This window comes from Spirulina subsalsa FACHB-351 (assembly GCF_026130165.1).
Lineage (GTDB): Bacteria > Cyanobacteriota > Cyanobacteriia > Cyanobacteriales > Spirulinaceae > Spirulina_A > Spirulina_A subsalsa_A.
The window spans coordinates 1-11,790 of record NZ_JAIHOM010000138.1; the positions used below are offsets into that span (position 1 = coordinate 1).

Here is an 11,790-nt window from a genome sequence, read left to right on the forward strand (position 1 = left end):
TTGTGGCTGTGTTCTAGACAGAGATGAAAACGCCGCTATCAACATACTTCGTAGAGCCAATACTGTCGGGCGGACAGAAATTTAAGCCCTCGGACAGACTACCCACTGTCTATTAGGTGAGAGCTTATTAGATAAGGTAACTGGTTGAACAGGGAATCCCTCGCTTTTAGCGATGGGAGCGTCAATAACTTAATTCCTGGTCCAAATTCCACAGAATTAACCATTCATATTGGCTATGAACAAGCCGGATGGCGCGGATTAATTTTAGCGGGAACTTGCTTTATTTTACCCGCTATGCTTATGGTTTGGGGATTAGCCATTCTCTATACTCACTCCCAAAATATCCCCCAAGGGCAATCCATTCTCTACGGTATTAAACCCGTTATTATTGCTATTGTCTTACAAGCCCTCTGGAATTTAGGGAAAAAAGCGATTAAAGATGTCCCCACTATTTTAGGCAGTTTAGGGGCAATGATCGCCTATTTCACAGGCTTTAATGAAGTGGTAGCCCTGTTAGGAATTGGGGTGATTGTAATGGTCATTAAAGCGAGAGGATCTCAGCCTCCTTTCTGGAGAAAAAAAACAACGCTAGGGGTATTGCCCTTTTTTCCTATGCTCACGTTAGCCAATAGTACTCCCGATCCCGAGAAAACGATTAATGGCTTACAGGTTTTTCTCCTCTTCTTAAAAATTGGCTTTGTCCTCTATGGCAGTGGTTATGTGTTACTCGCTTTTCTACAACGGGAAGTCATTGATCATCACCAATGGCTCACCTCCCAACAGCTTTTAGATGCTGTTGCCATCGGACAATTAACCCCGGGTCCCCTCTCCACAACCGCCACCTTTATTGGTTATTTATTAGCTGGAAATATGGGAGCAATTGCCGCCACGGTTGGCATCTTTTTTCCCGCATTCCTGTTAGTGCGGATTGTGAATCCTTGGGTGACAAAATTAAGACAATCCCTGTGGGCGGGCGGCTTTCTTGATGGGGTGAATGGAGCCTCATTAGGGTTGATGGTGGGTGTCACCTACAGTTTAGGGCAGGCGGCCCTGATTGATGGGTTCAGCCTCATCTTGAGTTTAGGGAGTGCGATCGCCGTTTTCCGTTTTAAAATCAATTCAGTGTGGCTTGTCCTCGCTGGGGGAGTGCTGGGTTTCTTCTTCCAAGGAATTTGACACCCCCCCAGAATTCACCTCAACCCCCGGTCATCCCCATCCAGAAACTGAACAGGTTATCCTGTATACAACTTAAACATCCCCCAAGGACGCGAGACGCGGAGAGTGGGATGTAGCCCTGAGTGTAGAGGAGTGAACCTATGGTGTTAAGTTATCCATCCCCCCAACGATTAACCGTTACCCAAGCGGAATATCAACGCGCTTGGGTGGAAATTAATCTCACCACCTTGGCCGATAATGTCCGGCAAATCAAACGCTTGTTAAAACCCCAAACCCAATTGATGGCTGTGATTAAAGCCGATGGTTATGGTCACGGGGCTGTAATGACGGCTAAAACCGCCTTACAAGCAGGGGCGGACTGGTTTGCTGTGGCTACCTCTCAAGAAGGAATTACCCTGCGAGAGGCCGGGATTCAAGCCCCTATTTTAGTGTTGGGGGCAATTAACAGCCTAGAGGAAATTAAAGCTGTGGTGCAGTACAACCTACAACCTACCCTTTGCAGCCCTCAACAGGCCTTGATTTTCTCCGACACCTTACAGCAACTGGGGTGTGATTTACCTGTCCATTTAAACATTGACACGGGAATGTCCCGTTTAGGCACTGCTTGGACTGAAGCGCTGGAATTTGTCCAATTTGTGCGCCAACTGCCTCATCTAGAGTTGGTCAGTTGTTACTCCCATTTTGCCACGGCTGATGATCCTGACCCCAGTTTTATGGAATTACAGCATCAACGGTTCAAAGAGGCGATCGCACAATGGCAACAGCACCACCTAGAACCCCCCATGCTACACATCGCCAACTCAGCGGCCACCTTAACTGATTCCTGCTATCACTACGATTTAGTGCGGGTGGGTTTAGCTTTGTATGGGTTATATCCCGAGTCCCACCTCCGTCACAAAATCCCCTTAAAACCCGCCCTCCAGATTAAAGCCCGCATTACCCAAGTCAAAACCATCCCCCCTCAAAGTAGTGTGAGTTATGGTCGGCGTTTTGTGTGCGATCGCCCCCTCCGCATTGCCGTAGTCGGTATTGGTTACGCCGACGGTGTACCCCGGGCCCTAACCAACCAGATGGAAGTGTTACTGAGGGGTCAGCGAGTCCCCCAAATCGGCACCGTCACCATGGATCAACTGATGTTAGATGTCACCACCATCCCCGACTTACAACCGGGGGAAATTGCCACCCTCATTGGTCGAGACGGTCAAGACGTGATCCCGGCCGAAGAGTGGGCCGATAAAACGAATACCATTTCTTGGGAAATTCTCTGTGGGTTTAAACAGCGTCTGCCTCGGGTTTATCTGGATTAGATCAAAATGGAGAAACCCAACCCCCCGTAGGTTGGGTGGAGCGCAGCGCAACCCAACATTTCCCACTTAGGGTCTGCCGAAAAAGCCCAACGCTAGACTCAACAAGGGAATTGATAATTGACAATTGATAATTGACAATTATCAATTATCAATTATTCCCGACTCCCCCGCTCCCCTGCTCCCCAACTCCCCGAGTTATTCAGCAAGCCCTAATTATCAATTATCAATGGCCTTCCAAGAAAAAGAGGCTATTAATAGCCTCCCTTAAACTCCAAGAAGTGAATCTTAGACAAAATGGTTCAGGATGGACGGGGTTTAGATTTTGCAGGCTTAGCATTAGCGCCATGATTGGGGAACCCTAAATGCTTCACCACTTGATACTTGCGCTGGGCTTCTAATTCCTTTAAGTGCGTATAATCCACCCAATGGATACAGTCCACCGGACAAGTCTCAATGGCCTCATCAATTAAGGCCTCGGGATCACCCTCTTGACTCATTACCCGCGATCGCCCATAATCCGGCTCAAGATAGAACGTATTAGGTGCAACATGGACACAATGCTTACAGCCAATACAAGTAATTTCGTCTACATAAACCCCTTTTTGTCGTAATTCTCCCCCTAACTCCGGTTCAAAACCCGTGCGTTCAGGAGCATCCCGAAAAATGCCCCCCAATTCCGGTTCAAAACCAGACCGTTCAGGGGTGGGTTCAAAATCAGCCATTACGCACTCCAGCGTTGGACAACCAAACGGAGAGAACCGTCTGCATTCTTTTGTTGTTCTGCCACTTGAAAACCTTGTTTCGTGGCTTCACTCACCACCGTATGATAGGCATACTGTTGAGTTAAACGCTTCAAAAACCCTTCCACCGATAAGGGTTGCTGCCAGTATTGCAAATCAGCGACTAATTCGTATTCTTGACCATTCCAACTAAAGCCAATATCATAGTCATTGCTTTGCTCCACCACCACCTCAGCCGTGCGGGTTTGTCCTTGATATCCCCTCACCGTCGAAGGGCCCGATTTCCAGTCAACTCCCAAATCCGAGAGCGCAGACTGTAAGGAAGAAAGATTGCGAATTTGTGTTTTAATGTTGCTGAAATGAGACATATTTGGTCTAACCTATGGGCATTAGATTTACAAAAGTTTTCAAAACGTTAACCAACTTTAGAACCGTTTTCAGATTCAAGGGTTAGCACAAAATCCCCCGATTTGAATCTCTCTAGTGGCTGATTACCAATCACTCCAATTGTGTTGGTGATTTACAGAACTAACAGACTGGTGCTGTTCTTGGGCATAATATTCCGAGGTTTTTTCCGTAGACAGCACTACGCCTAATTGGGCTTCAATAGCAGCTGTCACTTCAGTACAAGACGCTCCCACAATGCCTGTGGCCTTTTCTTGTACCCGACCATCGGGGTAAATGATAAACTCTAGAGTTTCCATGTTCATGGCTTGTCTCTAGGAAAACCTCCATCTGAGTTAGAGTATGGGAATGAGGGGTAAACCCTCGGGAATTAACGCTATTACTCAACTATCTTGAGCGATCGCATTAAAAGTTGTTAAATTTTAACAAAGTTTAAAGATCACGGGAGAGGCTACATCAATAATTTGTAAGTTTCGCGTAACTTTCTAATCTCGTCAAGATGGGCTAGCTTGTTTGAGGGGTCATTGCCTTGGGAAAAACTGGGTTTCCCTCCACCCGGTCACCCCATTAAATGCCATTGGGGGGTCAGATTTCCTAGCAGATGAGTACATTCATGAGACGATTTAAAGGCGATCGCCGCCAGAATTTCGGGATTTTGCTGATTACCCTAGCCTTAATGGTGTTTTTCTTGCGATCGCCCTTCCCCACACCCCCCACAGTAGCCTCCATCACCCGAGAAGCAGAAATGCGTGGCGTTTGGTTAACCAACGTCGCCAGTGGAGTATTATTTCTACCCTGGGGTATACCACGCGCCATCCAAGGACTCGCCCAATTTAACTTCAATACCCTTTACCCCGTCGTCTGGAATCGGGGATATACCTTCTACCCCAGCACCCTTGCTCATCAAGAAACCGGAAACACCCAACTCCCCCTTTTAACCTTGATGCACTTCGGTCAAGATGTCCTCGCCGAAATCATCCAACAAGGCCACCAACGGGATTTTAAAGTCCTACCTTGGTTTGAATACGGTTTAATGACCCCTCGTCGGTCAATGTTAGCCAAACGACACCCCGACTGGTTAACCCAAACCCAAGATCATCGTCTCATCGGCTACGATGACGACCTAGCCGCCGAATCAGAACAAGCCTCCCCCCTCTTACAGTGGTTAAACACGCGCCGTTACATCCCCCAAGAATGGCTCAATCCCTTTCATCCCGAAGTTCAAGCCTTTATTAAAGGCATGGTCTTAGAAGTCGTAGAAAATTATGACATTGATGGCATTCAATTTGACGATCATTTTGGAATGCCCGTAGAAATGGGGTATGACCCCTACACAATCGCCCTTTATCAACAAGAAAATAACGGTCAATTGCCCCCCAGTGACCCCTATGATCCCCGGTGGATGGGGTGGCGCGCCAATAAAATTACAGCCTTTATGGGAGATATTTATAAATCCGTTAAAGCCATTAAACCCGATTGTATTATTTCCCTTTCTCCCCATTCCCAAAGTTTTGCTTACTACAAATACCTACAAAATTGGCGAGATTGGGTCAAAAATGGCTTTGTAGATCAACTGGTTTTACAAGTTTATCGCAGTGATCAGGAAAAGTTTATTAACGAACTGCATCAAGACGCCATTAATTATGCTCGTGAACAGATTCCCGTCAGTGTAGCCATTTTGAGCGGAGTGTTAACCAAACCCATCCCCATTGAGCAAATTATTGAGCAAGTCGAGATCGTCAGGGAACAAGGTTTTACGGGGGTTTCTTTCTTCTACTGGGAGAGTTTATGGGGCTATATTACCCCCGAATCTCCCCAAGAGCGACGAGAAGGATTTAAGCACCTTTTCCAAGGCCGTTAAGCGTAGAAATCCAACCCCCAAAACCCAAATTATTAATGGTTTCGTGCTTTGTAGGTTGGGTGAAGCGACAGCGCAACCCAACAAATGATAACTAAGAATCAATAATTATTAATGGTTTCGTGCTTTGTAGGTTGGGTGAAGCGACAGCGCAACCCAACAAATGATAATCAAGAATCAATAATGATTAATGGTTTCGTGCTTTGTAGGTTGGGTGAAGCGACAGCGCAACCCAACAAATGATAATCAAGAATCTAAAATCCAATCCTAGGATATGGGTTAAATTTCCAAAAACATGACAACCCAAATCAAATCAATACATAATTGCTCACACTTAAAAGAAATGTGAACTCCTCAACCATTGCTAGACTTTATTTGTACAATAAAAATTAAGAGTTAGGATTTCAAACAATGGCAACACAAAACATGGGTAAAATTTTAACTACGCTAACCATTACCAATCGGGCAGATCAATCTGCGGCGACACGGGGGTATATTCCCTCAGAAGAAGTGCGCACCCTTACCCTAAATAATGTTTTAGTAGATACAGGAGCAACGACCCTCTGTTTGCCTGAGAACTTAATCGCCCAACTAGGGTTAGAACTGCTGCGAGAAGTGGATGTAGCCACAGCTTCAGGGATTCAAAAAGCCCGCATTTTTCGGGATGCTAGTATTTCCTTATTGGGGAGAGAAGGGACGTTTGAATGCTTAGAACTACCCGGAGGACGTGATGCTTTACTAGGTGTTATTCCCCTGGAAGCGTTAGGAATTGAATTAGACTTACAACGGCAACAACTTAAAGTATTACCGGAAACATCTATTGATACTTACCTTACTATTATGTGAGGGTTTCAATCCCTATTAAAAAGGTTAGAGCAATAGATGTTTTTCAAGTATTGGACGGGTCGGAAATTTATCTTTCAAAGAAATGTGAACTCCTCAACCATTGCTAGACTTTATTTATACAATAAAAATCAAGAGTTAGGATTTCAAACAATGGCAACACAAAACATGGGTAAAATTTTAACTACGCTAACCATTACCAATCGGGCAGATCAAATTCTAGCCAATCGACAGGTTATTCCCTCAGAAGAAGTGCGCACCCTTACCCTAAATAATGTTTTAGTAGATACAGGAGCAACGACCCTCTGTTTGCCTGAGAATTTAATCGCCCAACTAGGGTTAGAACTCCTGCGAGAAGTGGATGTAGCCACAGCTTCAGGGATTCAAAAAGCCCGCATTTTTCGGGATGCTAGTATTTCCTTATTGGGGAGAGAGGGGACGTTTGAATGCTTAGAACTACCTGGAGGACGTGATGCTTTACTAGGTGTTATTCCCCTGGAAGCGTTAGGAATTGAATTAGACTTACAACGGCAACAACTTAAAGTATTACCGGAAACATCTATTGATACTTACCTTACTATTATGTGAGTGTTTCAATCCTCACCCAGCCCGGAGGCCGGGTGCTACAACTCAGGGCCCGGGTGCCTGGTGGGGGGGTGGCGTGGTTTCAATCCTCACCCAGCCCGGAGGCCGGGTGCTACTCAGTTTTTTGGAAAGTCAGGGATTACAAACCCCTGTTTCAATCCTCACCCAGCCCGGAGGCCGGGTGCTACGGGTACGGTGTAACCGCCCGTCCGTGGCCACTTTGGTTTCAATCCTCACCCAGCCCGGAGGCCGGGTGCTACCCAGTCAAGACTCTGAGATAAAAGTCATTAAACGCGTTTCAATCCTCACCCAGCCCGGAGGCCGGGTGCTACACCCAGACTTAGAGACATGGATATCAATCCCAGGTTTCAATCCTCACCCAGCCCGGAGGCCGGGTGCTACCTGAAATCAAGCACCCAACAATAAAAGCTTACAGTTTCAATCCTCACCCAGCCCGGAGGCCGGGTGCTACCCTACTCGACAACTTCAGCCCAGAGACTGATCTAGTTTCAATCCTCACCCAGCCCGGAGGCCGGGTGCTACGATGCTGTTGATAATGTGATAGCAGTTTTCTCTGGGTTTCAATCCTCACCCAGCCCGGAGGCCGGGTGCTACACCTTTTTGATACCTAGAAGCGATTTTTCGACGGGTTTCAATCCTCACCCAGCCCGGAGGCCGGGTGCTACGCTCAATATCCCCCATCAATTCATCTGGAAAGGTTTCAATCCTCACCCAGCCCGGAGGCCGGGTGCTACTTCAAATGCACATACGTCTATAGGTGCAATCGATAGTTTCAATCCTCACCCAGCCCGGAGGCCGGGTGCTACATTAGTATAGGTCATAGTAATGGGACTAGGTGGGGTTTCAATCCTCACCCAGCCCGGAGGCCGGGTGCTACAAATCGCTTCTAGGCATCAAAAAATGGCAGTAGAGAGTTTCAATCCTCACCCAGCCCGGAGGCCGGGTGCTACTCGTCAGTCGTGAGCGTCCCGTCGATACAGGCCTCATGTTTCAATCCTCACCCAGCCCGGAGGCCGGGTGCTACCGCGATTATACCAAACCCTTACAGAATAAGCAATCCAGACCCCCAAAACGCGAACCCCTTTGAGAGGGGGTGAACCAACCGAGGGAAAAAACCACACTAAAGGCTGAAACCCTTGCCCCATAAGCTGCGCGAAACCCCCTAGGTTTTGACCATCGCTTAAGGTTCGCGCAAAATCTGATGTCCATGTATATAGAGCCAAAAGTGCCAAATCTATAGAGCATACCCCGTGAACTACCCCACCCTGCCGTTGGCGAGGATGGGGCTTCCTGATTCAACGGGAACTGCATCTAACAAAACCGATGTTTTGCCAGGTTGTCTTACACTCCCTCCCCAGGCAGTATCGCTGGTTCCCAACGACAAGATCCGCAAGGCTTCATTTCTGATATTTTGTGCCGCGTTGATGTCTCGATCATGGCAAGTCCCACAATGTTGACATTGCCATTGACGAATATCTAACGACAAACTCTCTACTCGATTGAGGCAAACGTGACAGGTTTTAGAGGAGGCAAAGAAACGGTCAACCTCAATATAGGTTTTTCCTTCCCACTCCGCTTTATATTTAAGCATTGTGGTAAACATTCCCCAGCCTGCATCACTAATCGCCTTAGCTAGTTTGGGGTTTCTTACCATCCCTTTTACATTCAGATTCTCTACAGCAATAACTTGGTTTTCGTTGACTATCTTGCGGGATAGTTTGTGTAGAAAGTCCTCACGGCAACGGGCAGTCTTGCCATGAACTTTAGCTACTTTTTGTTTGGCTTTAGTTCTATTCTGACTCCCCTTTTGCTTCCGGGATAGTTTTTTTTGTTGGCGTTTAAGGTTGCGGTGATGTTTGGCGAAATGACGGGGATTATCATACTTTGACCCATCACTGGTAATGGCGAAATGAGTCAATCCAACGTCAATGCCAACCGCTTTACCTTCGGTAGACTGACTCGGAGTTTCTTGCCCATCATCCACCAATACCGAAGCATAGTATTTTCCATCAGGATTTTTGGAGACAGTGACAGTTTTGATTGTCCCTTCAAATGCTCGATGACGATGGCAGTAGACTAGCCCAATCTTCCCAGGTAGTTTGATATAGTCTCCCTCAAACTTAACGTTGGCGGGATAACTTAATGACTGCCGACCATGCTTTGACTTGAAACGGGGCAATTGCGCCCGCTTTTCAAAGAAGTTTTTGTAGGCAGTGGAAAGATGGAGAGCAACAACTTGCAAGGACTGGGAATAGGCATCCGTTAGCCAAGGGTATTCCTTTTTTAACCCTGGTAACAGACTCTGGATATATCCACGAGATAATCCTTTGCCTGTCTTGAGATAGGTTTCTTGGCATAGGTTGAGTGCAAAATTCCAATACCAACGACAGCATCCAAAGGCCTTGGCGAGAGACGCTTTTTGGTCGTCGGTTGGGTAGATGCGATACTTGTACGCCTTATACATTATCTTGATTTGCTGTTGCCGATAATATTGTAGCTGCTCATCCGAGGATTCGCGATCGCTCAGTTGGTTTATTGGTTGCTATTCATCCCCTCCCTGCAAGGGAGGAAGGGGAATTCCGCAACATTTTGTTAAACTAAGGCTGCTAAAGAATCTAACACTACTTGAGCATGACCTTTCGCCTTAACCTTTGTCCAAATCTGGGCTATCTGCCCCTCGGGATTAATTAGAAAGGTAGAACGCACGATTCCCATATACTCCTTACCCATAAACTTTTTCAACTGCCAAACTCCATAATTTTCTGCCATTTTATGCTCAGGATCACTTAATAAAATTACGGATAAATTGTGTTTATCCCGAAAGCGACAGTGGGATTTTTCACTATCAGGGCTAACCCCTACAACTACAGCATTTAATTTCAAAAATTCGTCTACTAAGGCAGAAAATTCCTGAGCTTCTGTTGTACAACCGGGGGTATTGTCTTTAGGATAAAAATATAAAACTAACCATTTTCCTCGAAAATCCTTAAGCTCAGTTATTGTCCCTTCTGCGTTATTTTGACTAAAATCTGGTGCAATTTCCCCAATTTTCAACACGAGACTAACCCTTTTTTTAATAATTGCTGTTCCGGCTCATCTAATTCCCGCCATTGCCCTAAGCCTAACCCTTCTAAGGTAAATAAAGCATGGGGATTGGTGGGAAAAACAGACCTTACTTTAGCATATTTGGGATTAGACCCCATGGCGACTCGGACTAATCGTAAGGTAGGATAACCGACGGCGGCGGTCATGCGGCGGACTTGACGATTTTTCCCTTCGGTGAGGCTTATTTCTAACCAATGGGTGGGGATATTTTTCCGAAAGCGAATGGGGGGATTTCTTGGGGGCAAATTCGGCTCTTGTTCGAGTAAGGCGACTTGGCTGGGGCGGGTGTAATAGTCTTTGATTTTAACCCCTTTTCTCAATTGAGCAAGGGCTTCTGGGTGGGGAATGCCTTCGACTTGCACCCAGTAGGTGCGTAAATGGGCGAAACGGGGGTGACAGAGTTGGTGCTGAAGTCTGCCGTCGTTGGTGAGGAGTAATAGCCCTTCGCTGTCTTGGTCTAATCGTCCGGCTGGATAAACGGAGGGGATGGGAATATAGGATTTTAGGGTGTCTCGGGGGCTGTTGCCTTCGTTGCTGAATTGGCAGAGTACGCCGTAGGGTTTGTAAAAAAGAATGTAGTGATGGGACATCAAAGGTTCACTCTGAACGCTGCTGGTTGAAGATTTTCCCTATTATGGGAATAATAAAGAAATTATAAATTCCAAGATTTGGTATAAAGCATGACATATTTTGACTTAGCTTTCCTGAAGTGGCTGGGGACGATTCGTGCTAACACGGCTTGTAGTCTAGATTACTTGAGTATCCGTTTCCACCGTCATTGTTTGATTGTAGAGACGATTAGTCCTCGCATGGCGGAACATATTTGGGCGGCTTCGGTGAAGGCTTCTCCTCAAATCCCGGTGCGCATCTATGTTGATTCACAGCTTTATGTGAAATGTTGAACAAAAATAGCAAGGCCTAAGCAGGGATGGTTAGCCAAGCGGCTAGAATGGCTACGACTGCGCCGATTAGGGTATTGATCACATTAACCCATTCGTTGGAAAGCCACACTAATTTAGTTTGTAGGGTGGCTCCAATGACGCTTTCTAAGTTGGTGGCGATGAGGGCGGCAAGGGTACACCACAGTACGCCCCAAGGGTTGATTAAGCCGACTCCCCAACCGATGAGGGCGATGATTACGGAGGCTAAGAGGCCGGCTAGGGTGCCTTCTAGACTGACGGCGCCTTCTGTTCCTCGGGGGACGGGTTGGAAGGTGGTGATGAGGTAGGTGCGTTTTCCGTAGGCTTTGCCGACTTCTGAGGCGCAGGTGTCGGAGAGTTTGGTGCTGAAACTGGCGACGTAGCCTAATTGAAGGAAGTTAGACCAGAGGGGATTGACCCAGATTGTCCCTAGTGCGCAGAGGGTGGCGATGAGGGCGGAGCCCCAAACGTTTTCGGGGCCGCGTAGGCCGGATCGTTTTTCGGCGATTCCGGCGGCTTCTTTTTCGGCCATGCCGATGCGGGTTACGCCTGAACCGACTAGGAAGTAGAACATCACGACTATGTAGCCGGGGGCTTGGAGGGTTCCCCAGAGGAGAACGCCTAGAACCCAAGCGTGGAGGTATCCGATGGGGGTTAGGAGTTTTTTGGGGGAGAGGAAGGCGATCGCAATTAATAGGGTATTGAGGGCAAGGGCAATCAGCCAAGGGTTAACGGTAGGGAACATCAGGCAAAACTGGGTAAAGGGGATGGAAACTGGTTATCTGCAATGTCGGGTTTCATCCCGTCGGTAAAACCGACGGGATGAAACC

12 protein-coding genes, 2 pseudogenes and 1 CRISPR repeat array are annotated in these 11,790 nt (G+C 47.1%); of the genes and pseudogenes, 7 read left to right on the plus strand and 7 right to left on the minus strand.

Annotation, left to right across the window (positions count from 1 at the left end; genetic code table 11):
- From K4A83_RS23590 to alr, 3 genes and pseudogenes are all read left to right on the plus strand, one after another.
- Positions 1-148: pseudogene (locus K4A83_RS23590) on the plus strand (RNA-guided endonuclease InsQ/TnpB family protein); the annotation flags it as partial.
- Positions 142-1,176: pseudogene (gene chrA, locus K4A83_RS19505) on the plus strand (chromate efflux transporter); the annotation flags it as partial. The pseudogenes K4A83_RS23590 and chrA, both read left to right, overlap by 7 nt.
- A 140-nt stretch (positions 1,177-1,316) precedes the next feature.
- Positions 1,317-2,483 carry an alanine racemase gene (gene alr, locus K4A83_RS19510; protein ID WP_265266353.1) on the plus strand — a complete coding sequence of 389 codons (1,167 nt, stop codon included), beginning with the start codon at positions 1,317-1,319 and terminating at the stop codon, positions 2,481-2,483.
- Positions 2,484-2,782: 299 nt separating this feature from the next.
- Here the strand turns inward: alr and K4A83_RS19515 are convergent, their stop codons facing one another.
- From K4A83_RS19515 to K4A83_RS19525, 3 genes are all read right to left on the minus strand, one after another.
- Complete coding sequence (locus K4A83_RS19515; RefSeq protein ID WP_017305157.1) at positions 2,783-3,205, minus strand: ferredoxin; 423 nt, start codon at positions 3,203-3,205, stop codon at positions 2,783-2,785.
- The gene (locus K4A83_RS19520; protein ID WP_265266354.1) at positions 3,205-3,591 is read right to left on the minus strand and encodes a DUF1257 domain-containing protein; all 387 of its coding nucleotides are present in this window, start codon (positions 3,589-3,591) and stop codon (positions 3,205-3,207) included. The genes K4A83_RS19515 and K4A83_RS19520 overlap by 1 nt, the downstream gene beginning before the upstream one ends.
- A gap of 123 nt (positions 3,592-3,714) precedes the next feature.
- Positions 3,715-3,933 carry a DUF2997 domain-containing protein gene (locus K4A83_RS19525; protein WP_265266355.1) on the minus strand — a complete coding sequence of 73 codons (219 nt, stop codon included), beginning with the start codon at positions 3,931-3,933 and terminating at the stop codon, positions 3,715-3,717.
- A gap of 308 nt (positions 3,934-4,241) precedes the next feature.
- On the opposite strand from K4A83_RS19525, the gene K4A83_RS19530 reads away from it, so the two are divergent.
- The 3 genes from K4A83_RS19530 to K4A83_RS19540 all read left to right on the plus strand — a co-directional run bounded on the left by K4A83_RS19530 (position 4,242) and on the right by K4A83_RS19540 (position 6,917).
- A complete protein-coding gene (locus K4A83_RS19530) occupies positions 4,242-5,489 on the plus strand; it encodes a glycoside hydrolase family 10 protein (protein ID WP_265266357.1) in 1,248 nt (415 codons plus the stop codon).
- Positions 5,490-5,897: 408 nt separating this feature from the next.
- Positions 5,898-6,332, plus strand: a complete 435-nt coding sequence (locus K4A83_RS19535; protein ID WP_265266358.1) for a retroviral-like aspartic protease family protein — start codon at positions 5,898-5,900, stop codon at positions 6,330-6,332.
- A 150-nt stretch (positions 6,333-6,482) separates the two neighbouring features.
- Positions 6,483-6,917 carry a retroviral-like aspartic protease family protein gene (locus K4A83_RS19540; RefSeq protein ID WP_265266360.1) on the plus strand — a complete coding sequence of 145 codons (435 nt, stop codon included), beginning with the start codon at positions 6,483-6,485 and terminating at the stop codon, positions 6,915-6,917.
- A 2-nt stretch (positions 6,918-6,919) separates the two neighbouring features.
- A CRISPR array of direct repeats spans positions 6,920-7,959; the repeat unit is 37 nt; unit sequence GTTTCAATCCTCACCCAGCCCGGAGGCCGGGTGCTAC.
- A gap of 231 nt (positions 7,960-8,190) precedes the next feature.
- On the opposite strand, the gene tnpB is transcribed toward K4A83_RS19540, so the two are convergent.
- The 3 genes from tnpB to K4A83_RS19555 all read right to left on the minus strand — a co-directional run bounded on the left by tnpB (position 8,191) and on the right by K4A83_RS19555 (position 10,630).
- Complete coding sequence (gene tnpB / locus K4A83_RS19545; protein ID WP_265266361.1) at positions 8,191-9,399, minus strand: IS200/IS605 family element RNA-guided endonuclease TnpB; 1,209 nt, start codon at positions 9,397-9,399, stop codon at positions 8,191-8,193.
- 128 nt (positions 9,400-9,527) lie between these two features.
- Complete coding sequence (gene bcp / locus K4A83_RS19550) at positions 9,528-9,992, minus strand: thioredoxin-dependent thiol peroxidase (RefSeq protein WP_265266362.1); 465 nt, start codon at positions 9,990-9,992, stop codon at positions 9,528-9,530.
- Entirely contained in the window at positions 9,986-10,630 is a 645-nt protein-coding gene (locus tag K4A83_RS19555) for a pseudouridine synthase (protein WP_265266363.1), read from the minus strand. Before K4A83_RS19555 ends, bcp begins: the two co-directional genes overlap by 7 nt.
- A 90-nt stretch (positions 10,631-10,720) precedes the next feature.
- On the opposite strand from K4A83_RS19555, the gene K4A83_RS19560 reads away from it, so the two are divergent.
- The gene (locus K4A83_RS19560; RefSeq protein WP_265266364.1) at positions 10,721-10,942 is read left to right on the plus strand and encodes a hypothetical protein; all 222 of its coding nucleotides are present in this window, start codon (positions 10,721-10,723) and stop codon (positions 10,940-10,942) included.
- A 16-nt stretch (positions 10,943-10,958) separates the two neighbouring features.
- Here the strand turns inward: K4A83_RS19560 and K4A83_RS19565 are convergent, their stop codons facing one another.
- Positions 10,959-11,705, minus strand: coding sequence for a TIGR00297 family protein (locus tag K4A83_RS19565; RefSeq protein ID WP_265266365.1), 747 nt, complete (start codon positions 11,703-11,705; stop codon positions 10,959-10,961).
- Between the last annotated feature and the right edge of the window lie 85 nt (positions 11,706-11,790).